This is a genomic window from Acidisarcina polymorpha, from assembly GCF_003330725.1.
In the GTDB taxonomy this organism is placed as follows: Bacteria; Acidobacteriota; Terriglobia; order Terriglobales; family Acidobacteriaceae; genus Acidisarcina; species Acidisarcina polymorpha.
Genome location: NZ_CP030840.1, coordinates 252,780 through 275,965 on the forward strand (window position 1 = coordinate 252,780; position 23,186 = coordinate 275,965).

Here is a 23,186-nt window from a genome sequence, read left to right on the forward strand (position 1 = left end):
CCCGGAAGCCAACCTGCAAGATGGATGCTTAGTCGGCGGATATCTCCGTCGAGCTTTCCTGCATGATCGGCGTGGTCCGGCTGAACGCCTCCAAGATGCTCTTCAGGATCACGTACAGCACCGGAATAAACAGAAGGTTGAGAATGGTCGAAAACAACATCCCGCCGACGATCGCAGTACCGACCGAATGCCGTCCCAACTTCCCTGCTCCAGAAGCGAAGTAGAGGGGCAATACGCCCAGGATGAAGGCGAAGGATGTCATCAGGATCGGCCTGAGCCGGAGTTCAGAGGCCTCAATGGCCGCGTCGACGATGCTGCGTCCGTGCCCGCGCAGTTGCTCGGCAAACTCGACAATCAAGATTGAGTTCTTCGCGGAAAGCCCGATCAACATGACGAGCCCGATCTGCACATACACGTCGTCTTGCAAGCCGCGAAGCGAAACAAAGACCAAGGCTCCCAAGACCGCCATCGGGACGGCAAGCAAGATGATGAATGGAAGCGCAAAGCTCTCATATTGCGCCGAGAGGGTCAGGTACACCACCAACAGGCCGAGGCCAAAGATGACAATCGCCTTGCCGCCCGCTTCCACTTCCTCAAGCGCGAGCCCTGTCCACTCATAGGCCATGCCTTGCAGCATATGCTTCTTGGCCAGCTTCACCATTGCATCCTGACCTTGACTGGAACTCAAGCCGGGGCCGGGGACGCCGTCGATCTCTGCCGCGCGGAAGAGATTGTAGTGGTTGATCACCTGTGGCCCGGAAGTCTCAGTGATGGTCACGATGTTGTCGAGCGGGATCAGTCCGTTGGTATTCGAACGGACATAGTACTGGCGTAAGTCCTTGGCGGTCATGCGAAACGGCTGGTCCGCCTGCACATAGACACGATAGGAGCGGTTGTTGAAGTCGAAATCGTTGACGTATTGGGAACCCATGTAGACGCCGAGCGCGGATGAGACCTGGCTGATCGGGACTCCGAGAGCCCCTGCCTTTTTGCGGTCGATACTCACCAGCAGTTGTGGATCATTTGCCGTGAAGCTGGTGAAAAGCCCGGTGAGCTCGTGGCCGTTCGCACTGTCGGCCACGATCTGGTGCGCCACATTGTCGAGGTCCTGCAGTGTGTTTCGGCCAAGATCCTGCAACATGAATTGGAACCCGCCATAAGAGCCGATACCCTGAATCGCCGGCGGCTCAAAGCAGACCAGAATCGCGCCAGGTATTTGGAATAATTTTGGCTGCAAGCGAGCGCGAATGTCGGGAGCACCGTGACCCGGTTTCGTCCGGGTGTCGATTGGATTTAATGGAACGAAGATCAAACCAGCGTTCGAGGAGCTGCCACCTGAAAGCGAAAACCCTGGAACTGCAAAGGTTGCAAAAACATCAGGATCCTGGCGGATCATCTGTTCCGCGCGGCTCGACACATCTGTCGTGTAGCTGAGCGAGGCGCCTTGGGGAGCCTGGACAACGACGATCAAGTAGTTCTGATCCTCACCTGGCACGAAGGCGGTCGGCACGTGAGTATACATATAGCCCGTCGCAGCGAGCCCCACAAAAAACAGCAGCAGCATGACATAACGAAGCTTTAAAGCTAAGTGGACGACGCGGCCGTAACCGCGGCCCATGGCCCGGATGCCGTTGTCGATCCCATGTGCCAATGCTCGGTAGCCATTTGCAAGCGGGCGAATGTGAGTCCAATCGAAGACGTTGTATTTCGCCTCCTCGCCGCGTAACAGGATTGCCGCCAGGGCGGGCGAGAGAGTGAGCGCGTTGAACAAGGAGATCGCGATCGAAAAGGCGATAGTCAACGAGAACTGTTTGTACAAAATGCCTGTAGTCCCGGGAAAGAAGGACACCGGGACAAATACCGAAATCAGCACCAGCGACGTCGCGATTACTGCGCTCGATACTTCGGCCATGGCCACAGACGTAGCGGTGTGTCCATCGGTATTGTCTTCATCGATATGGCGCTGAACGTTCTCGATGACCACGATGGCGTCGTCGACAACCAGGCCGGTGGCCAACGTAATTCCGAACAAGGTCAAAGAGTTGATCGAAAAACCAAACAACTTGATGAAACCGAAGGTGCCAACGAGAGAGACCGGGATCGTGACCGCGGGAATGATGGTCGCGCGCCAATCCAAGAGAAAGAAGAAGATCACCACGATGACGATGATGACGGCTTCTTCCAGGGTCGAGATAACCTCCTTTACAGAATCGCCGACCACAGTCGTCGTGTCGAAGGCGACCACATAGGCCATACCCGGCGGGAACGACTTCTTCAACTCGAGCAACGTCGATTTCGCCAGCTTGTCGACGGTGAGGGCATTGGCATTGGAGAGCTGCTGAACACCGACACCGATTGCCGGATGCCCGCTGAATAACAGGTTGCTGTCGTAGGACTCGGCGCCGATCTCTGCCCTGCCTACATCTTTGAGCTGAACGATTCCGTTAGGGGTGTTCTTGAGGACGATCTCCTCAAACTGGCGAGGATCAGAGAAACGTCCTACGACTCGCAACGTGACTTGAAAACGCTGCTTTGGGTCAGACGGGGCACGTCCGATGGAGCCCGCGGGAATTTCGACGTTTTGGTCCTGTAGAGCCGAGGTCACATCGGCGGCAGTTAGGCCTCGGGTGGCGAGCTTCACCGGATCAAGCCAGATGCGCATTGCGTATTTACGTTCCCCGAAGATGACGACGTCGCCGACCCCGGGAACCCGCTTCAATGCATCCTTGACGTATACATCGATGTAGTTCGATATGTATTGGTTCGAAAGAGAGCCGTCCGGAGAATAAAAGCCGGCCGCGAAGACAAAGTTTGGATTGGCCTTGGTGATCGTAATGCCGGTGTTCTTAATCTCCTGCGGCAGACGACCCTGGGCAGTCGCAACCCGGTTCTGGACGTCGACGGCTGCGATATTCAAGTCGTAGCCGGTGCGGAAGGTCACATCGATCGAGCTCGTGCCATCGTTTGAGCTCGTCGAAGACATGTAGTGCATCCCCTCGACGCCATTAATCTGCTGCTCAAGCGGGATGGTGACGGCCGATTCCACGACTTGAGAGTTCGCTCCAACGTAGTTGGAGGTCACTGTGACCTGCGGCGGCGCCAAGTCAGGATACAGAGAGATTGGCAGCCCGGGGATCGACACCGCACCTGCAAGAATGATCAGCAACGCGCATACAGTCGCGAAGATCGGTCGTCGAATAAAGAAGTCAACCACAGGAATTATTCCTCTCGCCGATGGCTCAGCCGCGGCGGTGCATACTGCGATAGAAGGACTTCAGCTCAGCCCAAAGGCTGCACCGGCATGCCGTCGACTAGAAATTGAGTTCCTGAAACGATTACCTTTTCACCCGGCTTCAATCCGCCGAGCACCGCATAGTCGTTGCCGACGGTGTCACCCAGTGTGACCGCACGCTGCTTGGCCAGGGTGCCCTTGTCGCCTTGCTCGGCGACGTAGACAAAGGCTTGTCCGCCGATGCGGGTGATCGCCAGTACCGGAACCGTCGCGGTCGGCGAGGTGCTCCAGATGACGCGGGCCTTTACCAGTTGCGCGGTGCGAAACTTCCCGATCTCTGATTTGAGCGGCGCCTTCACCAAAATACCTTGGAGACCGTTGTCAACGCTTGGCGCGACGAAATCTATCTTGGTACTCTCCAGAAGCTTGCCATCGGTGTCCACGATGTTGATGCCAAGGCCGTTGCGTATCTCGGATGTGCGCTCGGTGGGAATATAGACATACGCTTCAAAGTCGCGATTTTCGTCGACAGTGGTCAGCATAGTCGTCGGGGAGACGTAATCTCCAAGATGCACTGGAATGTCACCGACGATGCCGTCAAAGGGCGCGCGAATATGGTAGTAGCCTAACTGGCGTTCTTGCGACTCCCGCAGCGAAACGGCTGCTTGATAATCCGCCTTCGAATTGCTATACGACTGTTCGGCCTGATCGAGCACATCGCGGCTAATCACACCGGCAGCGAAGAGTTTCCGCTGCCTCTCCACTTCGATCTCGTTGTAGTGATAGACGGCTAGCTTCTGCCGTTCGGTCGCGACCTGAGAGTCGAGCGTCGCCTGCTGCTTCGCCGGGTCGATCTCCATCATTCTCTGCCCAGCCTTGACTCGATCCCCGGATTTGACAAGAATTTCGGTCAGATTTCCATCGACCTGAGGACTCAGAGTTGCCGACCTGCGGGACTTGATTGTCGCCGTGTATTCATCGCTCTTCGGAACCGGCGAGTTGGTAATGGTGACCGTCTGAACCGGCAGCGCTCTCGCTTCTGGAGCAGCCGCTGGAGCGGACTTGCTGCAACCACTAACGGCAAGAACCGCAGCCAACACAACCATCCCGCCAATTCCCTCGTACCGCTCTCGCCATTCCTTTTTCAACTAAGAACCTCGCTGTCTCTCGGTTAGCCGTATTCCCGTGCGACCCGTGGAACACCCTTGATTTGTTGGGAAATGCAGATCGTAGCCCAAGCGAATTGGGAGAATCAATACTGCCGCTGCTCGATTCAGCTTGACTATTTTCGCTGTTTGTTCGTTTCGAGTTCCCCCAATTCTATAACCAATCGAGTGGGATTGGGGCACACTCCTGCTGATTCCCTAAACTTAACGCATTGGATAGCTGGGCGCCCCACCTTGCTTCAAAAATATTAGGCTCCTCGAAGATGCAACGAGCAGTTCGTCGCTTTGCCGTTCTTAGAAGTACTATGGATGAAGTTCCCTGCGGACGTTGACACTGCTCGTGGGCGTTGATAGATTCAGATTGGCAGGTACTGGCCGAAACTCCTCCTGCACTTTCCTGTACAAGTGTGTCCCCGTCGTCCAGTGGCCTAGGACACCGCCCTTTCACGGCGGTAACACGGGTTCGAATCCCGTCGGGGACGCCAAATATCTTCAACTGAATGAGCGACTTATGGTACTTTATGCGTACCGGGGAGATCTCCGCTTCAAAGTGGGGACTCTGTGGGGACTAACGTACGCCCCTTTTCTTCGGTCTGAGCATTATTTACAGGCAGAACATCACCAAAGACGCGGTCCAGCTTCCCGGCAGAAATCGCCATGTATTCTGGGGATAAATGCGCATATCTGGTGGTCATCCTCGGCGTACGATGACCCAGCATTTGACCGATCGTATGCAGGTTGACTCCCTCCATAGCAAGCCAACTCGCGTGCGTATGGCGCAGGGAATGGAACGATGCGTCCTGGATTCCGACAGCGCCGAACAATCGACGCGTGTAGACGGTTAGCTTATGCGCGTCGACGTCCCCAAAGACTGGGCCCGACGGCTGTCCCACCGGCAGGCTCATGAGCACCAGGGCCGCTAATTCGTTTAAGACCAACACCCGTAAGCTGCCATTCTTCGTCTCGCGGAGATAAAGGCGCCTATTCGGTATGTCCACGTCGATCCATCGCAGACTCAACAGTTCTCCACGGCGCATCCCGGTGAATGCAGCCATGGCAATTGGGGCTCGCATCCACTCTGGCGCTGCCTCGAGTGCCATTTTCAACTCTAGCGGCGTGAGGTAGCGAGTCCGTCCTTCGGGTATCCGCGGCAGCTTTGCCCCTAACGCCGGGTTTTCATGCAGTAATTCCCACTCGACGGCGAGCTTTAGAGCATGTTTCAGAACAGACATCTCCTTCGTCACTGTGCCGGCCGCCACTTCGGTGCTGCGTTCAGAGATAAACTCGCTCACGATTCGTTTGGTGATGTCCTTCGCCCGCGATGGCAAATGAGAGACTAGCGTCTTCAAGATGGTGTCCAGACGTTCGAAAGTGGTCGGCCGGATCCTCATCTTCTGGTGACGCTTGTAGCGCACAAACAATGCCTCAACCGTGATGTCTGACGTGTGTTTGACCCCGAGTATCCGCTCTTGTTGAGCCTTAGTCTTGAACCCTTGCAGGGCCGTTAGCGCCTGGGTGCGCGTGCTGGCCTGTACCTTGACCTTCTTGCGAGCGCCCGTGGCATCGACAAAACTTACCCACCAGCCCGGCCGATCTATGCGCTGAAACACCCCATCTCGTACCTTAGCCTTTGGCACTTGCTGCTCCTTCTGCTTTTGCTTCAATCTCTGTCCAGTTACGGGTCACCCATTTCTCTTGAATGTGAGCTTGACGAGGTCCCATCATGCGATTCACGTGGGCTACAATGTACTTCTTCTGAGATCCATATCGCTTCGTGGGTCTCCAGAGGCTGAAAGCCTCGGCTGCGAATTGTATACGCTTAGTCGCGGCTATGTTCCGAGGACTTTCCGCTGCTGCACGCCTTCCACACTCACTGTGGCGGATCCCGTCCTTATATAGGGCATTTGGTTCACGACTCTTCACGCCGTACTTGTTGCACACTCGACATTTGAAGACCCGGTTGCGCCATGGACTATCTATCAAAAGCGTAAATATGCGCGCTGCTTCCTCTTTGCCATCCAACAACCACTGACCCGGTTCTAACCCCAGGCGTAGTCGCTGTGAGCCAAAAAGGGCGGAAAGACCTCTATCGTGGGCGACGACCATAGGCCGGAAGCTACCCACGTACTCCTGAACCTGACCATATGCGCTGAGGGTATCTTGCAACTTGCGGACTCGAGGCTCCTCGACACCGTCTTTATAAGCAGTGTTGATCCACTCGTCCATGTAGGTCCGCAATAACTCTCCCGCCAGACCATACGAGTTCAATGCGCCGAGTAAGTATTGAGGAGTGATACCCGTTCTAATCTCCATTTATTTATGTTGCACGCTATGGGCTTAGCTTGCAACGTAAACTTCACCAATCGCTCGTTCTTATGCGATGTACTGCTTTTAGAAGCAAGTGTCGCATAACAACGAGCTTGCTCAACTAAGGCAATGTGGAGGGATCGAGTGCTCAATTCTGCAGTTGTGATCAGTGCGGGATCAAGGCGGCGGTATCTGAGCGTCGCGGAAGCGGAGGCGGAATTTGGAATCTCCCGCTGGACGTGGCGACGGATGGCGTATGACGGGCGAATTGCTTCCAGCAAGGTGGGCACGAGACTGCTCATTCCGGTCGGGGAGTGCGATCGCGTTATCCGCGAGGGTGCGCGGCCTCGTCTGGCGGAGGCTGTTAAACGGCTTCCTGCGTAAAACCCTCGAGCCAAAGATTGAACGCGAAATAAGCGAGGCAGTGCAGCCTAGCTGGATGGGCTCCTGGGTGGACATCGACAGCCAGACCTACTTCTTGGGTCAAAAAAACCCGTCGGGAGCGGACCCTAGGGTACAGAAAGGACTACGAATAGCTATGAATAACGATATCGTGCCACTCCCGAAATCGGGATGCCCTTTCCCCGCCGTGCAGCTGCGCCAGTATCGTGCGGAGCTGATCCGCGAAGTTACCCACATCGAAGAGTTTCACCTAGATGCGGATCGGCGCCGCCGGCCGTACCCTGACGCGCTACTAGCGCTTGATCGGCTGCGCCTGGCCCACGAAGAGATTTCGGAGTGCGGCTGCTGGTATGCCCCAGTAAAAGCTGCAAAGGAGGCCGCGTGAAACAGCGTTCTCCTGCCTTTCAATTCTTCCCTCGCCAGTTCGCGGGTGACGATGAAGTCATGTCCATGGACCTCGACACTGTCGGCGCCCACATATTACTAATTTGCGCAGCTGCAGCATCACCGGAATGTTTCCGGATTGCTTCCGACGAGCACGCAATCCGCACGCGACTGCGGAACCCATCAGACGACAACTGGCAAAGAATCAAACTACAGCTGCTGCGCGGTGCATGGAAGATAGACGCCGACGGTAAGTGGTGGATGCAGGACGGATTACGCAGATCCTTTGAAAAACAGAGAATTTTCAGCGAAACTCAGCAGTACAGAGCAAATCAACGCTACCGGAATGTTGCCGGAACGCAGCCGGAAGTGTTACCAAAAGGCTCCCGAGAAGATGCCGGAGATGCACCCAAAAGCTGCTCTTCTTCTTCATCTTCTACTTCTATATATATGTCCGAAAACCTCGGGCTTTATTCAGAGGCCTGGAATGAACTCCGCGGTTCATTAGCAGCCGTTACGAGGCTTTCCGCCGGTCGAAAAGCGAAGTTAAAGAAACGCATTGCTGAAGGCCTGACGCTCGAGACGTTTCGTTCTGTAGTGAAAACGTGCGCCACAACGCCATATCTTTGTGGGGGCGGAAGCGAAGGCTGGCGGGTGGACTTTGAGTGGCTGATTGCAAACGACACAAATGTCTTGAAGGTCCTGGAAGGCAAGTATCGTGCTTCAAAGCCTGCAATCACCGCTCAGGAGTATTTGGTCGACAATCCCTACGACGAGCCCGAATACCAGAGCAATGCAACGGCGGTGCAGCAATGAACGAGATGGTTGCGCGGACAGAGCATGAACTTTTGGGGATCATTCTTCTGGACAATGCCCACTTTCACGAAGCTGCAGAGGGCCTGAACTCTTCGGACTTTGGCCTCAGCAGCCACAGGGAAATATTCTGTGCGATCGCGAGTGTGGTTGAGTCCGGCAGGGTTGCGGACCTCACGAGCGTAGCACAGCGGCTCGACAAAATCGGCGGTCTCGCGAAGGTGGGCGGCTTCGCCTACCTCAACGGGCTAGATGAAGGACTTTTACTCACCCGGCGGAGCGTGGCCAATTTCGTCGACGCGATCAAGACCGCCTCACTGCGCCGCCAACTCAGCAGGATCGGAGGGTCGCTTGTTACCTCAGCCGGTGAACCAAGCATCGATCCGCAGGAAGCTATCAGTCTCACCGAGGAAGCACTGCTGGAGCTACTCGCTAAATCAAGCGCAGTTCAGAATCAGCCCATTACCGAGTTAGTGCCGACCGCCATGGCCGAGATCCGGAAGGACAGAGGCCGCACGGCTGCATTGCTTGGTTTGACAACAGGGATTTCTCGTTTAGATCACCTCACTCGAGGAGTCCAGCCTGGCGAGGTTTGGATTGTGGGAGCGGGATCCGGCGCCGGCAAGACATCGCTCGAAATCCAAATGGCAATCGCAAACTGCGTCGCCGGCGTACCGACCCTACTGTTCTCGATCGAGATGACGGCAGAGCAACTTTTGCGGCGGATCTTCGCAGTCATAAGTGGAGTGCCGTTCTTTCGCGTCCGGGATCCAAGTCTGGCAAATTCCAGTGAGATTGCAGACCTTGAGCAGGCTGCGGACGAAGTCGCGAAGTGGCCGCTGCACATAGAGGACGCAGCTGGGCTAACGATCTCGAAGATTGTTGCCAAGTCCCGGCTTGCCGTGCGGCGTCATGGAGTTAAGTTGATCGGGGTCGATTACGTTCAAATCGTGAATGCTCCCGGTAAAGACGAGAGACTACGGGTGGCTTCCATATCAAGGGCGCTCACGGCCCTTGCAAAAGATGAAGCAGTGCCTGTTATCGCGCTGTCGCAACTCGCAAGAGCCGATCGCTCCTCGCCTAACCGACGACCAAGGATGAGCGACCTGCGCGAGTCATCGCAACTCGAAAATGACGCCCACGTAGTAATCCTCCTCCACAGGGAAATCGACGAAAAGTTTGGGAAGTTAAGCACAAACGGTGAGCTAATTATCGCAAAACAGCGATCCGGCGAGACGGGCGCATTCCCCATCGTCTTCGACAAGCGGTCTTTGACTTTTAGAGAGGCTCCTCAGCAGGCATCCGCGTGAAGCTTTCCCACGGAAGCCGCCACGCGTACAAGGGAAGCGTTTAAATAGGCAGTCCAGCGCGGGATACGCAACAGCCGCCGCGCCTAATTCAACTTTAACGAACTATCCGAAAGGAGACGCATCGTGAGAACTACTCTGCCTCAAATCAGTCTCAGCAAAACCGAAGATCATGCTGAGCTTGAAGCAAAAGTAGCGGCAGTTATTGGCCAGGATTGAACCTCAATTGTTTTCTACTCCTTTTGGAGACGAGCCTGGCAAATCTCGATCATTAGCGTGCGCCTCGGTCCCAGACGGGCCTCGGGGCTACCTAAGAATACGAATAGTCGCTTTAATGGTGGTATCGCCGGAACTCGCCCAACAAGCTGTTCTGGAATGGGTAGCCTCTACCAAATTAGGTTATCTGTTTTAGCTGTGTCCGGTGTTTACATCCCTTCCCGAAGCTGTTATTGCGAGTTCCGGCTGTAACTGCGCGCACGATGGGGCAAAGCTTGATTTGGTCGCGCCTTTCTTTTTAGAAACGAGGAACCCCATGCCGCGAGCCTGCAGAGTTTGTACCGATCGCCGCCGCGACGAAGTTGATGCTGCTCTTCTCTCCGGCGCTTCTGTTGCGTCGGTAGCTCGCGACTTTGATTTCCCTGACACCAACATGCGTCGGCACAAAGAACTGCACTTGACTTCGGCTGCTAGCGCCTCTGTCTCACGGCCCGCCGCACTGATGTCTTCGATTGACTTCTTACAGGCACGCGATGAGGACCTCGCGTCTGTTCAGAGGATGGCGATCACTCGCGGGCACACGCAAGCGGCCGTGGCCGCCCTCAGCCAGAGGATCAAGATCGGCCTCGAGATCGCAAACCTCCGCGGCGAGATTCTTCCAAAGCCAAGATCGGCGTTCTTTGCAACTCTGGACAAAGAGACCGCGGCACGGATCGCCAACAGTTACTTGAAACACGAGGCACTTAGCCATGCAATCATCGACGTCCGTCAAAAGTGAGGAAGTCTTCGCGCTCGCGCGACTCAGCCTGGCAGCCTATGCCCCGCTCATGTTCCCTTCATTTCAGCTGTCCCCGCACCACTCGAAGCTCATTCGCAAACTCGAAGCTGTAGAAGCAGGCCGCCTTCGCCGCCTGCTTATCTCCATGCCGCCTCGGCATGGCAAGTCACTGCTGGCTACGACGATCTTCCCTGCGTGGTATCTGGGGCGCAATCCTGACAAATCGGTGATTACGGCCAGTTACGGCCAGGACCTCGCTGACGATTTTGGCAGGCAGGTCCGAAACTTCGTCAATGATACTTATACGCAGGCTGCTTTCCCGGAGCTCAAAATTGCGGATGACTCAAACTCCATGAAGAGATTCACCACGACCGCGGGCGGGAATTATTTTGCCGTCGGTGTGGGGGCGGCTATCACCGGCCGGGGAGCGAACTTGCTCCTCATCGACGATCCAATCCGCAACATGGAGGACGCCCGCAGCGAAGTTATGCTGCGCACGCTGCACGATTGGTTTTCCACGGTCGCGTACACGCGCCTGGCCCCCAACGGGGCCGTGGTGGTCATCCAGACGCGCTGGTCGCATGACGATCTCATTGGCTGGTTGCTCAGGGAACATCCGAACGAAGGTTGGGACTACCTCAACATGCCGGCGATCGCTGAAGTCGACGGAGACGGTCGCAAGGAAGGGGAAGCGCTTTGGCCCGACCGATTCGACTTGGCGGATCTCAAGTCCAAACGCTCCATACTCGGTGGTAAAGCATTCGACGCGCTCTATCAAGGCCGCCCAACCACTGAAGAGGGCGCGGTCTTTCAGCGGTCCTGGTGGCAGAGCTACACAGAGTTTCCAAAGTTTCGTCGCATCGTTCAGTCGTGGGACACGGCATTCAAGACGGGCTCAGAGAACGATTACTCGGTTTGCACAACGTGGGGAGAGGCTCAGGATGGCTTTTACCTCCTTCACCGTTACAAGAAACGGGTTGAATTTCCCGAGTTAAAGCGCCAAGTAGCACTCTTGGCTGCAGAGTGGAAGCCTCGAATCATCCTGATCGAAGACAAAGCCTCGGGTCAGTCGCTTCTGCAGGAGATCAAGCAAAGCACCCGCTTTGCGGTTCGGCCGATCAAGGTAGACACCGACAAGCTGTCCCGAGCTCACGCTGCAAGCCCTCTAGTCGAATGCGGTAAGGTCTTCCTACCAAAGGCGGCACCGTGGCTGGAAGACTACTTAACCGTCATGTCGACATTTCCCGCCGGCGCCCACGATGATGACGTGGATTCGACAACGCAGGCACTGAACTACTTGCGCGGCAGCAACCAGGCTCATGGACTGATCGAAGCCATGAAGCAGCTGGGCGGCGCGTCGCACGAGGATCAGACTGAGTGGCTGGGCTTATCGAAGCCGGCTGCGCCCGTACCGGACCCGGTCCTGCAGTGTGAGAGATGCGGCTCAGACTTCATCCAGAAACTGTCTTCAGGCTTTCGCTGCGGCATGTGCGCCCACCAGTTTGGCGCGCAGGCATGCGTGTACTCGGAAACTCAGCAGATGCCTTCGTGGAGGATGTGATGCTGTTTAAAGTGAGGCAGGCGTTCGGGGTGAACTCATTGAATTGCAGATTGATTATCGCCAAGCGGCCGCTGCTTTCACAATCGGTACATCAGCGAACTATGAAGAAAATCCCGGAGCTCCAACTAAGGCCTTGTAACGGGGCAAGCCACTTAGTTGAGGTTAAAGTCATTCCAGTGTGTTCAATCTTAAGGAAGCATAGTTTCTATAAACAATCAACGTCAACAAAACAAGTACGTCGTTATAGAGCGTTTGTGGTTCCTTTAAGAGCTAAAGGCGATGAGCGACTTAGGTAATCCTGCGAACCGCTCTACTAGAATGGTCGAATTGGGAAACATTACTCTCAATTCTCCCCGCGGGATTAGCCGAATTTCCGCCAACATGTCCTCAATCTTCTGGGGAGTTGGATGCTTGACCAACGCCCATACTGAAAACCGAAGAGCGTAGCGTCGGATAGGCTTGGGAAGCCAATGGACAAATGGCGTGCTGTAATGCGGCTCTACGGGAAAGCGCGGATCCGGTGTTTGAACCCAATATCGTTTAGCGACCCGGCGTATCTCTGATGCCATTGCACATTGCTGAGCGACTGTGCCCAAATGTTCAATGACGGAATTTGAAAACGCCAAGTCGAATTGACCATCTGCAAATGGCATGTTGGCTGCATCAGCGGTTATCCATGTGCATCCTTCTGGCGGATTGCCCCGCTTTTCAGTATTGTTCAAGATTACGACCCGCGCCGGGAACGGCAGGCCCAAATCTTTCACTAGTCTCCAAAAATACTCCCCTCCCCCGACGTCTAAGACGGTTGTGGACGAATTAATTCCCATTTTCTCGTAGCATAGGGCAATGCGCCTGCTTCTGAAGTACGAGGAACCTACTCGTTTAGCGTTGAAAATTTCTAGCATGGCATGTCTCTCCTTTTGTGCATGCAAGTGCTGTCATCAAAGTTAAGTTCTGGTGGGATACAAGTTAGTTCGATAAGTGACTGTACGTCAAGCACAAAGAGGCAAGAGCAGTATCTGAATAGTCGCCGGCTTAACAAGGGTAAATGTTACGTTGGAGAAGCATTACTGGGCGGTCAATGAGACAAGGGTATGTAGTCCAGTCAGATTCGGATAGAAACAGCGCATCTAAGAGGTAAGTTATTAGTTGTATCTTAGCTTGATCAGCCGTCTCATGGAACCGATAAGGGGTGCGTGCCGGAACCCTCTTGGAACTACAGGAGAACAACTAGACTATCTGTCTTTCAGCTTCGCATACTGCTCCGCACTCAAATTCAGCCAAATCACACCACGCCCGATCGATAGGCCGCGCTCGAAAGCCTGGCGATCCTCGAGCTTCATCACGGCACCGCCTCGTTCGGCGAACGCAAGCAACTCCTCGGGCGTGGCGAAGCAAACCTTCCGCGGTAAAGGCGTCTTGAGGTCCTCTTCAAGGAATCCACATCGCCATCCTTCGCGAAGCATGAAGGACAGATAAACCTTTCGCCGGCGAGGCGCACGCTCAGCTTCGCAGCGGACGCAGTAGCGCTCTCCCGGGAGATCGAAAACCGGCAGAACAGACTCGCAGCTACAACAAATCTTGCCAGCACGACGGCGTCGTCGTGGATGCTCTTTCACCGCCCATACCAGGATGGTATGGCGAAGAAAAGGAGAAAGTCATTGCCCAAGTTTGGTGCGCATGTGCGCGAATCGAAGAATTCGCCGGGCGACAAACCGTACGACTGAGACAAGCATCTCCAACAAACAAGAGTGGAGACGCAATGGCTCGAGTGCGCGAGTTTTGTGCTGCGAATATAGCCAGGCTGGTGCTCAGCATCGTCATCCTGGTAGGCTTACTGTTCGGCTTAGGAATTTGGATGTTCTACTCGGCCGGAAATGGCCGCCTAGTCGATCAACATCCTCAAGCAATTGTGCCCGCCAAATGAAGAGGACGTAGGCCCCGCAGCAAAATCTATGTGCCTCAAAAAGGAGGGGACGCAGAGGGCGCCCCCAGGATCCTGCTGTGTGTTGAGCGAGCCTCTAAGGGTATGGGCTCGCGCTACTGTAGAGATTCAAAATTCAGTGACTAGGGTTGTTCATACCGGTTCTGGTTCACTTCACTTGATGCTCGGCGGTCAGTAGGTGCTGGACTGACGACGTTGACACGGATCTTGCGATCCTTGAGGTCTGTCGTCCAAGTCCGCGCGAAAGAGCGGATAGCAGCTTTGGAAGCCGCGTACACCGAATTAGATGAGAAGCCCTTGCTCCCGACTACGGAACTGGTCAGGACGACCGTCGAGTCCTCTCGCATCAGCGGTAAAGCCTTCTGCACACTGAAAAGCAAACCCTTCACGTTTGCGCTAAAGATTCGTTCAAAATGCGCTTCGTCGATCTGGCCCATGGGTGCGTATTCCGCCGTTCCTGCGTTCGCGAAGACAATATCAAGTCTTCCGAACTCCTTTGTAATTTGATTGAAGAGACGATCGAGGTCGGCCATATCTGCGACGTTTCCCTGTACGCCGATACATCCTTTACCGATCTTCGTCACGGCTTCTTCAACCTTGTCTTTGCGGCGCCCGGTTACGTAGATCTGTGCCCCCTCGGCTACAAAGAGCCTTGCAGTAGCAAAGCCAATTTCGCTCGTGCCGCCGGTGATCAGAGCAACTTTTCCTTCGAGCTTTCCCATGCCACTCCCCTTTATGTTGTCGATCTGTCCGGCGATAGCCTTGACCCTCGCGGTCTGACTACTTCTAACCCTTGGGTTTTAATGTCGATACTTCTACCGTTTCGACCTTCTCTCGCATGCCTTTGCGAAAGGGGGTCTCATCAACTTTCACTTGAGGCTTGAGCTCTTCAGGTCTTGGTTGATGAACATGCTCTTCAATCAATTTTGTCTGCAGTGGCTCTTCAAGATCCGGGCGGTTCGTGATGTTTCCTTCATTGTTTTTCTCTCAAGGAGATCGAAAGAGCCTCCCGGGGTTGGCGTACCTTCGCAGCGAAAAGGAAGAAGTCGAACAATCAGCTTCCGAATAGAGGAGGGCAGGTGTGAGGCAGTTGGTGCATCAGCTCACTTGAACAACGCGCCAGCGCCTTCCAACCGGCAGTCTTTACTTGTCGAAAGATTGACTGGCCCGAACAATAACGTCTGTGACCTCGTCTGGTTTAGCCAGCATGATCACGTGGCACGAATCAGCGGTTATGGTGACGGCATTCATGCGTTTTGACATGAACTCTTCCAACTGTGGCTGAATGATGCGATCTCGCCCTGCAATGATGAACCAGGATGGCTTGGTCCGCCATGCTGCAGCCGTGACCGGTGTACCCAACACATCTTGGGCTGTTGGGCCTTGCGTCGCGATAAGCGTCGTCTTCTCTCTCAGAGGTAGATCTTCTGCAAAGTCGGTCAAGATTCCTTTTGGCAGCAGCTTCAGGTTTCCGAGAGAGTCTGACGTAATCAAATTGTCCGCAGCTATGGGGGCAGGTGGATACATGGAATTGAGCGTCACAGCAGACTCGCCCGCGTCTGGTGCGTACGCCGCCACGTATACCAAGCCAATAACTTTTGGATCATTTCCAGCTTGCGTGATGACAACTCCGGCATATGAATGACCTACGAGGAGTACCGGCGGAGGCGCAATCGCGATCGCACGCTCAACCGTGGCAACATCGTTGGCCAGAGACCTCAGCGGAAGCTGGACCGCCACCACGTTGAGACCCTTCTCCTCCAGACGCGGGATGACCTTTGTCCAGGATGAACCGTCCGCCCATGCCCCATGAACGAGCACTACTGTTCCTATCTTGCTGGGTTTGAACTCTTGAGCCGCTGATTGTCCTGTTGTACAAAGAAGTGCTGCGACCGCGATGCCAGCCGCTATGCCGATCCTGAGTATCTTGAAGCTTTTCATGTTATCTCCTGTTTCCGGGTTGACTTGTATTAGGGGGAGCAATCACTCGGTGAGGGTCAGTGGTTGCCGAATCGAATGAATTGCTCAGTCACCCCTCCACTAGAGACGTAGACAGCATGACCCGTGATTGAGAGAGAGAGTGCATCCGTGGCGACGGCGACCTGCTTGGTTTTATTGCAGTCCGCCCGAGGCTTGTATGATTTGCCCGGTCACCCAGCGTGATTTGTCAGAGGCAAGAAACGTAACGACATCCGCAACGTCCTGGGTCGTTCCAGCGCGCCCCAGTGGCGTTTGGGTAACAAGGTCAACCACAAAGGCCGTCTCAGAATTCATTCCCAAGGCACTGACGCCCTCGGTCAGTACAATCCCGGGATTTACCGAGTTCACTCGGATACCGCGCCTGCCTAGTTCTTTGGCGAGAACATGGGTGATGGAATCGGAGGCTGCTTTGGTTGCCGTGTACATCACCGTGCCAGGCAGATTGAGGGTCGTACCGGCGGTGCCGATGTTGATGATGCTTCCGCCGGCGTCGCCAAAGCGAAGAGAAGCTTCCTTGCACATCAGAAGTGTTCCCAAGACATTCGTATCGAATTGCCTCCGGTACTCCGCCTCTTCGATCTCCGCGAGAGGACCAAACTTGTAAACGCCTGCGTTATTGACGAGGATGTCTACCTTGCCGAAAGCCGCAATCGCCTCCTCGAAGATCCGCCTCACCTCCGAGAGGTTACTAACTGATCCCTGAATGGCTATCGCAATGCCGCCTGCCGCAGTGATTGCGGCCACAGTCTTTTCCGCACCGGCCTTGTCTGAAACATAATTCACGACTATTGACGCCCCTTCGGCTGCCAGCGCTTTTGCGATGGCCGAGCCGAACCCCTTGGAACTTCCGGTGACGATCGCGACTCTACCGTCTAGATCCTTATGCATGAGGAGTCCCTATATCTTTCGAGCGCCGAACTCGTCGGTCATTTCCTAGACTACGAATCTGGCTTCAACTCGTCTTGGCAAATGAGCTTCAGGATTGTTCGAAACAATCGACAGAGTGACGCGATTCTGCACAATCCTCAGAATGGCAATGTCAGGTTCACCAATCAAGCCTGCGAAGGAGGGACCTTTGCTCTTGCTTGCAAGATCTTTCCCCAAACGGCGAGATGATCCAAGATCGCCCAGACTGTCACTCTCGTGTCATCGACAAAGTCGTATTCAACATGAAGCAAGGTATCGCTCAAATCCCTTCTCACAACGATCCGTGCGGACTCCAAGGATCGGAGATTGGCTCTTAGTGCCTTCTTCGACGCCTGAGGAATGAGCCTCATGAGTCGGCTGAGGCAAACGGGTTCGGTTCGCATGGCGCATAGGATTTCCAGGCTCCATTTGCCCTGTATGACCGTTTTTACTCCGGAAACCCGTTGAATGTAATCTGCGCATTCGTGATAGGCCTGCATCAGTCACCCCAAGTCCAAGCAACACTTGGGCAATCTAAATAAGACGACCAGTCGTACTACCATGCCATCTCACAGCAGCGATGTGTATGACAATTTTCTTCTTTGACGATGTCTTCAGACAAAACTCAGCGCGATAAGCCAAGCATTCGGCGGATCGGCACCATATCGTTGTCTGGTTGCCATTGAGACATCCGTGGCGCAGATAATCGAGCAGCCTCTGCGAGGGTGTTCACCTTCTGTCAACGATGAAGGATTGAGCGAGCATGACTGTAAGAAACAATGAGCAGGGGACGCGGTCGCTCATACTTCAAGCTGCATTCGAGATCGTCTGTATCTATGGGTTTTCCGGAGTGACATTAGGGAATCTCGCAAAACACATAGGAATGTCGAAGAGTGGCCTCTTTGCACATTTCAAATCGATAGAGCAACTTCACCGGGAGCTGATTAAGCACATTGGCAGTGTCTTTCGCTCGGAAGTTGTGTCCCCAGCTCTCACTGTCGCCGAAGGGCTCCCTCGATTGGAAGCCACCATCGCAAACTGGTTGACGTGGGCGTCTCGTCCGACGGCGTTAGGCGGCGCTCCACTCTTAGCTGGCTTTTTCGAATTCGATGACCGTGAAGGTTCGGTCCGAGATTCTCTCTTAGAGGAAGGAATTCGTTGGTGTACTCACCTGCGGCAGCTCGTTACCCAAGCCATCGCAATGGACGACTTCCGCCAGGATCTTGACGCAGAGCAGTTTGTCTTCGAGCTTTGCGGTATCTACTTCAGCTTCCATGTCTCGGAGCGCTTCATGCGCGATTCAGGCTCGCGTGGTTTCGCAACACTCGCTGTCGAAGAACTCATCAAACGTGCTCGCAGGCGTTAGCGAGTCATTCGATATGCAAACTCCACAACAAGGGAGATTACACCTTGAAGTCCCTACGCCAGCGGCCGGGGCTGGTGCCCGTGAGCTTCGCGAATGTTCGATTGAAGGACGCTTGGTCACAAAATCCGGCTTGGAAGGCAATCTCTATAAGGGATTCATTGGAGTTGAGAAGGAGCTGCTTAGCGTGATCGACTCGCTGAGCGATGACCCAGCGATGGACAGGAAGTCCGAAGCTTTTCTTGAAGGACCGCGCGAAATGGCTCACAGACAAGCGGCACTCTTTGGCAATTACCGCCAGCTTGACATCGTCGTACGTTCCCTTTGACAAGAGTTCCATCGCCCGCCGCCTCTGCCAGGTGGAGAGTCCGCCACGATGTACCTTTTCGTCCCTCGGCCGGGAGCTCCAAAGATGAACTAAATGTGAGCAAAAGAGCATCACAAAATGATTCATGAAGGTGGACGAGAAGAGAGATGGGGCCTCGATGCAGGGAATGATAAGGCTCGTGAGCTGGACAAAGACCGGAGAATCAGTCAGATCCCCATGGCATTCAATGGAGAGCCGAGGCAGCCCGTTCGCGTCAGTGAAGTCGTTGAGTGTTGTCCGCGGAAGATGAAACTGCACGGAATCGCACGCATGAGCCACCTCAGGTGAAAGTGCATCGTCAGCATCGAAGCTGAGGTTTTCGGCAGTGTCGATCTTGGGATCGGAAGAAACATCAAGCAGCCACCGTTGTTGCACGCGGACAGGGTTGAGATGGACCGTGACGACCAGCCTTGGCAGATGAACGTAGTCAACCGAAGCATTTGTCGTTCGGGCGTGAGGCAATAGAGGTATCACCGCCGTTCTGCCGCGCTTCTCTGATGTGGGCGGGGTATACATGCTGTCTGCGATTGAAGGGAGCGGGCTCCCTGGAACGTTTGTGTAGGGCTGTGGGTTGCGTCTGTCATTCATGTCCGCTACCGCCTTCATGTGCTTCTGCAATTGATAATACGACCAGTCGTACTCAGAAACCATGAAAAGGAATTACCCATTCGTGGGGGGTCCTTTAGGGTGTTTCCTCCTTTTTTTCGCGATTCGACGATCAAGCGACAGCCAATCTGTTGACAGGCAAGAGGTTCCAACGATGCGAACCGCCCGAGATTCGCTGAACAATCGTTGGAGATCGGAGCCTAATGCCTCACGGATACCTTTCGGGCCTGTTCCGCTAAAAGCCGAGTGGCTTCGACAAGAGAACTTCGGCGTATGTCAGTTAGCGTTGCGGTAGTCGATTGCACACAGATTCATTTGCATTTGGAGGATCACTATGCGCAGAAGAGAGAACACCTCATCAGCCGGACGCCGGATCTTATGTGTGGATGACGATCTTGTATGCCTTCAGCTCCGTCAGACTCTTCTTGAAAGTAACGGGTACGCCGTGATCATCTCCGATCGACCGTTCGAGGCTTTGAAGCAAGACTTCGACGCTGTCGACCTAGCTCTTGTGGATTACGACATGCCTGAGATGAATGGCAGAGAGTTGCTGCTCAGAATGCGCGCGTCAAACGCGACATTCCCCATTGTTCTCCTGAGCGGACAAGGCTATACGTTGCCGGTCGAGGTGCGGGTCCTCTTCTCAGCTTGCATCGATAAGGGCGCGCCGGTACGAGAGATGCTCGAAATCATCGAGCGGTTTCAGACCCAGGGAGACGCCGAGGATTGGGGTTAAGCAGGGAGCATTCGGCTTTCAGACCTGCATTGCAGGTCGGTTTACATGCCAACCAGCACAGGAGCAGCGACAGGTGGCCTCAGCTTCGCTATGATTGCACTGTAAACGGAGTGCCATGGCAAACACCGGAACTCGCGAGAAGATCATAGAGGCAGCGTATCTCCGATTCTATGAGTTCGGATACAACGGCACGAGTGTGCAAGACATAGTCGATCTGGTCGGCGTTCCCAAGGGAACTTTCTACAACTATTTTAAGAGCAAAGAACTGTTAGGTCTTGAGGCGCTCGATCTTTATGCTTGTGTCGCCGACAAGGTGTTCACGCCGCCCGAAGTCGCACAAGGATTGCCCAGGTCGAAGAAACCTCAGCCATCGGAGATTGCTCGCCTCCGCGGCCAATTCGAGGAAGCTCTTAAGTTTCAGGAGCGGCAGAAGATCTCTCTCGGCTGCCTTATGGGAAATTTAACCGCGGAATCTTCTGCATTGCCAGAGAGCTTCGGGAAGTTGATTGAAAAGAGCTTCAATCGTTGGATCGCCGCGGTCTCTGCTTCCCTCCGAGCAGCCCAAGTGAGTGGGGAAGTTGCCCAGTCGCATGATCCGGATAGTCTTGCCAGATACCTGATGGCGGCATGGTTCGGCTCGTTGCTGTTGATGAAGAATTCGCAAAAGAAGACACCGATCGATGATTTCTTCAGACTAACCTTTGATACGCTCCTGAAAAGTGAGCCACCGCTAACCAAAAGGAAAGTGCCGCAACGTCGCAAGAAGAAGTGAGAGCCTTTGAACTTCGGGGCGGAGAGCGGGATGACACGTTATCCGTCGAGGAAGCCACGCCTCATCGCGATCGTAACGGCATGATTGCGATCGTTCGCGGATAGCTTCATAAGAATGCTACTCATGTGATTCTTGACGGGGTCTTCGGAGACAGACAGGCGTGCTGCCGTGATTTTGTTCGAGTGACCGCTGGCGACGAGTCGCGTACCTGAATCTCTCGCTCGGTCAAAACTGTATCGCCGACATGCTCCGCGATGCGCTGCGCTATTTCCGCAGGATACAGCGCTCCCCCTATGCGCTGCTCTAGGCGAACAGACCTTTATTCTGCACAATAAACTGCCTCATCCCTAGTGGCTTTCTAAGCGTGATCTTCTCTACCCAGTCGTTTGTTCCTGAGAACAGTCCTTCGCGACACTCCTGTGCGACGGAAGCGATATGCTGCTGGTTAAACGTCTTCGATCCGACTGTCTTCTCCCAAACCGGCATGAACCCTTTGATCTCAAGGGCCTGATAGCTGATTTTTCGTCCGAGGATCTCCGTCAGGAGATCGGCCACTTCGTATTCCGAGAGTTCCGTCGGACCGTAGAGTGGATAGATCTTTCCCGCATGCCCGGTCGGGTCGTTGAGAATGGCAGAGATGACGCGTCCCTGATCTTCGGCGGTGATCGGCGCATAACGCGCGTCGCCAAAAGGAAGGGGAAGGACATTGTCTTTCCGAATGCTTTCCGCAAAATAGATCAACCATTCGGCGAAAAAGGTGGGACGCAGATGAGTCACTGGAATGCCTGAGCGATCGAGCAGTCGTTCAGCTATCCAATGATTCCTGGCAGCCACGCTCTTGGAAATCCTGCATGCTGATATCTGCGACATGTTCACGACGGTGCCGACGCCGGCGTCCAAAGCAGCCTGCGCGAAGAAGGCAGTCGATTCGATGATCCCCGGTATCTGAATTGGATAGCAGAAATATGCCCCCGTGATTCCAATCAACGCCTTGTCGAGGACTGCAAAGTCGAGCAGATCGCCTTCGATGATTTCCGCGCCTTGGGCGCGCAATTGCTCCGAGCGGGCATCGATTCGGTGGACTAATGCCCGGACCGGAATGCCCAGTCCCAGTAGATTGGCGGCGGCCGCGCTGCCGGTAACACCGGTCGCCGCCGTGATGAGTATCTTCTTGTTTCCCATGTGATTTCCCTCCCGTGTTTGAAGTTCGTTCTTTGTCGCGAGCCAAATTTACCGTTTGTCGCGGCACATCAATGGAAATGAGCGTGAATTGCGTGCCTACACCTGGTGACGGTTTCTTGGCTCGACTAGCGCTCTGCCAAAAGGTAGCGTCCGACATCTTCTGGCAGATCAAGTTGCGGCCAATGGCCGGCATCGAGCAGATGTACAGAGGCTCCTTCGAAGTGGCCAGCAAGATTTTGCGCGACCCCGACATTGAGATACGCATCGCTCTTTCCCCAAACAATGGTCGTCGGAATACCCAACTCTGCTAGCTTGCTCACTTCCTGATTGTTCGCAGCGATCTGGGGACGAAGATCTGCAGCTAAAGCCGCGAAGGCAGGTCCGGCACTCGGATGTTGAGCAAAATTGTTGAAGATGAGCGGCTGTACCAGCTTGTCAATCACGTTGATCTGGGCTTGCGAGACGCCAATTTCAAACTGTAGCTGCTGAAACCTCAGAAGAAACGCGAGCTGCTTAGGGTCGGAAGCCATAGCCAATCCAAAGGCGCGTGTCTGAGGTAACGAAAAAAGTTCGATCAGTTCTGGTATACGGAGCGTCGGTGCATCTGCATAGAAGGTGTTCAACAGAACGAGCCCTGCAATCAACTTGGGTTTCGACAAGGTGAAGTTGATAGCGGCCACGCCACCGGCATCGTGGGCGACCGGCACAATGCTGTCGAGTTTGAGGAAGTCGGCAACCGCGTGCAGATCCCCGAGTTGCTGTTTGAAGCCATAGTCGACTCCGGCAGGTTTCTCGGAAGCTCCAAAGCCAAGAAAATCGAAGGCTACGACATGACGGCCAGCAGCCACGACAACTGGAATAAGCAGGTCATAGATATGCAGATTGTCAGGATAGCCGTGCAAGAGAACAAACGTTGGCCCCTTCCCCCCGTATTCTCGGGCATACACGAAATGGCCATCTCGGGGGACGCGGTGTTCTACGAACGGAGGTATGGACTCGGAACCCTTTGCTTGCGATGCTCCTACCCCACCCGAGAGGTTTTCAGGTTGGTGCTTCTTCACCATTGCTCTTGTGGATGACGGCGCTACGAGCCAGGCTGCGGCTGCACCAATTCCGGAGACTATCTCTCGTCTGTTCATCTTTCACTACCCCTTCAGAGCGCG

23 protein-coding genes and 1 tRNA gene are annotated in these 23,186 nt (G+C 54.6%); 11 read left to right on the forward strand and 13 right to left on the reverse strand.

The genetic code is table 11. From position 1 onward, the window contains the following. Nucleotides 1–28: 28 nt before the first annotated feature. Nucleotides 29–3,214 (reverse strand): efflux RND transporter permease subunit, encoded by a 3,186-nt coding sequence (locus ACPOL_RS01165; protein ID WP_114205432.1) that lies wholly within the window; start codon nucleotides 3,212–3,214, stop codon nucleotides 29–31. A gap of 65 nt (nucleotides 3,215–3,279) precedes the next feature. After that, nucleotides 3,280–4,380: an efflux RND transporter periplasmic adaptor subunit gene (locus ACPOL_RS01170; RefSeq protein ID WP_236657155.1), complete on the reverse strand. Its 1,101-nt coding sequence runs from the start codon at nucleotides 4,378–4,380 to the stop codon at nucleotides 3,280–3,282. Nucleotides 4,381–4,807: 427 nt separating this feature from the next. Between ACPOL_RS01170 and ACPOL_RS01175 the strand changes: the two genes are divergently transcribed. Further along, nucleotides 4,808–4,883, forward strand: a tRNA-Glu gene (locus tag ACPOL_RS01175). A gap of 60 nt (nucleotides 4,884–4,943) precedes the next feature. On the opposite strand, the gene ACPOL_RS01180 is transcribed toward ACPOL_RS01175, so the two are convergent. Continuing rightward, nucleotides 4,944–6,035 carry a tyrosine-type recombinase/integrase gene (locus ACPOL_RS01180; protein ID WP_114205434.1) on the reverse strand — a complete coding sequence of 364 codons (1,092 nt, stop codon included), beginning with the start codon at nucleotides 6,033–6,035 and terminating at the stop codon, nucleotides 4,944–4,946. Nucleotides 6,036–6,849: 814 nt separating this feature from the next. Between ACPOL_RS01180 and ACPOL_RS01190 the strand changes: the two genes are divergently transcribed. The 6 genes from ACPOL_RS01190 (at nucleotide 6,850) to terL (ending at nucleotide 12,166) form a co-directional block, all read left to right on the forward strand. Further along, a complete protein-coding gene (locus ACPOL_RS01190) occupies nucleotides 6,850–7,089 on the forward strand; it encodes a helix-turn-helix domain-containing protein (protein WP_161557123.1) in 240 nt (79 codons plus the stop codon). A 154-nt stretch (nucleotides 7,090–7,243) separates the two neighbouring features. Beyond that, nucleotides 7,244–7,492 carry a hypothetical protein gene (locus ACPOL_RS01195; RefSeq protein ID WP_150132863.1) on the forward strand — a complete coding sequence of 83 codons (249 nt, stop codon included), beginning with the start codon at nucleotides 7,244–7,246 and terminating at the stop codon, nucleotides 7,490–7,492. Then, nucleotides 7,489–8,307 (forward strand): hypothetical protein, encoded by an 819-nt coding sequence (locus tag ACPOL_RS01200; protein ID WP_114205438.1) that lies wholly within the window; start codon nucleotides 7,489–7,491, stop codon nucleotides 8,305–8,307. Before ACPOL_RS01195 ends, ACPOL_RS01200 begins: the two co-directional genes overlap by 4 nt. Beyond that, nucleotides 8,304–9,614, forward strand: a complete 1,311-nt coding sequence (locus tag ACPOL_RS01205; RefSeq protein WP_114205439.1) for a replicative DNA helicase — start codon at nucleotides 8,304–8,306, stop codon at nucleotides 9,612–9,614. The genes ACPOL_RS01200 and ACPOL_RS01205 overlap by 4 nt, the downstream gene beginning before the upstream one ends. A gap of 529 nt (nucleotides 9,615–10,143) precedes the next feature. After that, nucleotides 10,144–10,605, forward strand: a complete 462-nt coding sequence (locus ACPOL_RS01210; RefSeq protein WP_114205440.1) for a hypothetical protein — start codon at nucleotides 10,144–10,146, stop codon at nucleotides 10,603–10,605. Then, nucleotides 10,577–12,166 carry a phage terminase large subunit gene (terL, locus tag ACPOL_RS01215; protein ID WP_114205441.1) on the forward strand — a complete coding sequence of 530 codons (1,590 nt, stop codon included), beginning with the start codon at nucleotides 10,577–10,579 and terminating at the stop codon, nucleotides 12,164–12,166. The genes ACPOL_RS01210 and terL overlap by 29 nt, the downstream gene beginning before the upstream one ends. A 263-nt stretch (nucleotides 12,167–12,429) precedes the next feature. Here terL and ACPOL_RS01220 read toward each other — a convergent pair whose 3' ends face one another. Both ACPOL_RS01220 and ACPOL_RS34435 read right to left on the reverse strand, forming a co-directional pair. Next, nucleotides 12,430–12,930 carry a class I SAM-dependent methyltransferase gene (locus ACPOL_RS01220; protein WP_161557124.1) on the reverse strand — a complete coding sequence of 167 codons (501 nt, stop codon included), beginning with the start codon at nucleotides 12,928–12,930 and terminating at the stop codon, nucleotides 12,430–12,432. 471 nt (nucleotides 12,931–13,401) lie between these two features. Next, nucleotides 13,402–13,632, reverse strand: coding sequence for a hypothetical protein (locus ACPOL_RS34435; protein ID WP_236657156.1), 231 nt, complete (start codon nucleotides 13,630–13,632; stop codon nucleotides 13,402–13,404). 296 nt (nucleotides 13,633–13,928) lie between these two features. Between ACPOL_RS34435 and ACPOL_RS33370 the strand changes: the two genes are divergently transcribed. Continuing rightward, complete coding sequence (locus ACPOL_RS33370; RefSeq protein WP_161557125.1) at nucleotides 13,929–14,093, forward strand: hypothetical protein; 165 nt, start codon at nucleotides 13,929–13,931, stop codon at nucleotides 14,091–14,093. 140 nt (nucleotides 14,094–14,233) lie between these two features. Here ACPOL_RS33370 and ACPOL_RS01230 read toward each other — a convergent pair whose 3' ends face one another. The 4 genes from ACPOL_RS01230 to ACPOL_RS35925 form a co-directional block, all read right to left on the reverse strand. After that, entirely contained in the window at nucleotides 14,234–14,833 is a 600-nt protein-coding gene (locus ACPOL_RS01230; protein ID WP_114205443.1) for an SDR family NAD(P)-dependent oxidoreductase, read from the reverse strand. A 421-nt stretch (nucleotides 14,834–15,254) separates the two neighbouring features. Next, nucleotides 15,255–16,052, reverse strand: a complete 798-nt coding sequence (locus tag ACPOL_RS01235; RefSeq protein ID WP_114205444.1) for an alpha/beta hydrolase — start codon at nucleotides 16,050–16,052, stop codon at nucleotides 15,255–15,257. A gap of 171 nt (nucleotides 16,053–16,223) precedes the next feature. Further along, nucleotides 16,224–16,979 carry a glucose 1-dehydrogenase gene (locus ACPOL_RS01240; protein WP_114205445.1) on the reverse strand — a complete coding sequence of 252 codons (756 nt, stop codon included), beginning with the start codon at nucleotides 16,977–16,979 and terminating at the stop codon, nucleotides 16,224–16,226. 164 nt (nucleotides 16,980–17,143) lie between these two features. Beyond that, nucleotides 17,144–17,497 (reverse strand): winged helix-turn-helix transcriptional regulator, encoded by a 354-nt coding sequence (locus tag ACPOL_RS35925; protein ID WP_114205446.1) that lies wholly within the window; start codon nucleotides 17,495–17,497, stop codon nucleotides 17,144–17,146. Nucleotides 17,498–17,760: 263 nt separating this feature from the next. Between ACPOL_RS35925 and ACPOL_RS01250 the strand changes: the two genes are divergently transcribed. Continuing rightward, on the forward strand, nucleotides 17,761–18,363 hold the full coding sequence (locus ACPOL_RS01250) for a TetR/AcrR family transcriptional regulator (RefSeq protein WP_114205447.1): 603 nt from the start codon (nucleotides 17,761–17,763) through the stop codon (nucleotides 18,361–18,363). Between the two features lie 37 nt (nucleotides 18,364–18,400). On the opposite strand, the gene ACPOL_RS01255 is transcribed toward ACPOL_RS01250, so the two are convergent. Beyond that, nucleotides 18,401–19,315, reverse strand: a complete 915-nt coding sequence (locus ACPOL_RS01255; RefSeq protein ID WP_161557127.1) for a helix-turn-helix domain-containing protein — start codon at nucleotides 19,313–19,315, stop codon at nucleotides 18,401–18,403. 352 nt (nucleotides 19,316–19,667) lie between these two features. On the opposite strand from ACPOL_RS01255, the gene ACPOL_RS01260 reads away from it, so the two are divergent. Together ACPOL_RS01260 and ACPOL_RS01265 are read left to right on the forward strand one after the other, a co-directional pair. Next, entirely contained in the window at nucleotides 19,668–20,069 is a 402-nt protein-coding gene (locus ACPOL_RS01260; RefSeq protein ID WP_114205449.1) for a response regulator, read from the forward strand. Between the two features lie 115 nt (nucleotides 20,070–20,184). Beyond that, nucleotides 20,185–20,841, forward strand: a complete 657-nt coding sequence (locus ACPOL_RS01265; RefSeq protein WP_114205450.1) for a TetR/AcrR family transcriptional regulator — start codon at nucleotides 20,185–20,187, stop codon at nucleotides 20,839–20,841. A 38-nt stretch (nucleotides 20,842–20,879) separates the two neighbouring features. Here the strand turns inward: ACPOL_RS01265 and ACPOL_RS01270 are convergent, their stop codons facing one another. The 3 genes from ACPOL_RS01270 to ACPOL_RS01280 form a co-directional block, all read right to left on the reverse strand. Further along, nucleotides 20,880–21,173 (reverse strand): response regulator transcription factor, encoded by a 294-nt coding sequence (locus ACPOL_RS01270; protein ID WP_236657157.1) that lies wholly within the window; start codon nucleotides 21,171–21,173, stop codon nucleotides 20,880–20,882. Further along, a complete protein-coding gene (locus ACPOL_RS01275) occupies nucleotides 21,145–22,023 on the reverse strand; it encodes an NmrA family NAD(P)-binding protein (protein WP_114205451.1) in 879 nt (292 codons plus the stop codon). Before ACPOL_RS01275 ends, ACPOL_RS01270 begins: the two co-directional genes overlap by 29 nt. A 125-nt stretch (nucleotides 22,024–22,148) precedes the next feature. Then, the gene (locus ACPOL_RS01280) at nucleotides 22,149–23,162 is read right to left on the reverse strand and encodes an alpha/beta fold hydrolase (protein ID WP_114205452.1); all 1,014 of its coding nucleotides are present in this window, start codon (nucleotides 23,160–23,162) and stop codon (nucleotides 22,149–22,151) included. Nucleotides 23,163–23,186: the final 24 nt, after the last annotated feature.

Coding starts and splice junctions, on each gene's coding strand:
- ACPOL_RS01255 (WP_161557127.1), bottom strand. CDS start 19,315: ATGAATGACAGACGCAACCCACAGCCCTACACAAACGTTCCAGGGAGC.
- ACPOL_RS01250 (WP_114205447.1), top strand. CDS start 17,761: ATGACTGTAAGAAACAATGAGCAGGGGACGCGGTCGCTCATACTTCAA.
- ACPOL_RS01230 (WP_114205443.1), bottom strand. CDS start 14,833: ATGGGAAAGCTCGAAGGAAAAGTTGCTCTGATCACCGGCGGCACGAGC.
- ACPOL_RS01280 (WP_114205452.1), bottom strand. CDS start 23,162: ATGAACAGACGAGAGATAGTCTCCGGAATTGGTGCAGCCGCAGCCTGG.
- ACPOL_RS01195 (WP_150132863.1), top strand. CDS start 7,244: ATGAATAACGATATCGTGCCACTCCCGAAATCGGGATGCCCTTTCCCC.
- ACPOL_RS01240 (WP_114205445.1), bottom strand. CDS start 16,979: ATGCATAAGGATCTAGACGGTAGAGTCGCGATCGTCACCGGAAGTTCC.
- ACPOL_RS01235 (WP_114205444.1), bottom strand. CDS start 16,052: ATGAAAAGCTTCAAGATACTCAGGATCGGCATAGCGGCTGGCATCGCG.
- ACPOL_RS01205 (WP_114205439.1), top strand. CDS start 8,304: ATGAACGAGATGGTTGCGCGGACAGAGCATGAACTTTTGGGGATCATT.
- ACPOL_RS34435 (WP_236657156.1), bottom strand. CDS start 13,632: ATGCTTCGCGAAGGATGGCGATGTGGATTCCTTGAAGAGGACCTCAAG.
- ACPOL_RS01275 (WP_114205451.1), bottom strand. CDS start 22,023: ATGGGAAACAAGAAGATACTCATCACGGCGGCGACCGGTGTTACCGGC.
- ACPOL_RS01260 (WP_114205449.1), top strand. CDS start 19,668: ATGCGCAGAAGAGAGAACACCTCATCAGCCGGACGCCGGATCTTATGT.
- ACPOL_RS35925 (WP_114205446.1), bottom strand. CDS start 17,497: ATGCAGGCCTATCACGAATGCGCAGATTACATTCAACGGGTTTCCGGA.
- terL (WP_114205441.1), top strand. CDS start 10,577: ATGCAATCATCGACGTCCGTCAAAAGTGAGGAAGTCTTCGCGCTCGCG.
- ACPOL_RS01265 (WP_114205450.1), top strand. CDS start 20,185: ATGGCAAACACCGGAACTCGCGAGAAGATCATAGAGGCAGCGTATCTC.
- ACPOL_RS33370 (WP_161557125.1), top strand. CDS start 13,929: ATGGCTCGAGTGCGCGAGTTTTGTGCTGCGAATATAGCCAGGCTGGTG.
- ACPOL_RS01210 (WP_114205440.1), top strand. CDS start 10,144: ATGCCGCGAGCCTGCAGAGTTTGTACCGATCGCCGCCGCGACGAAGTT.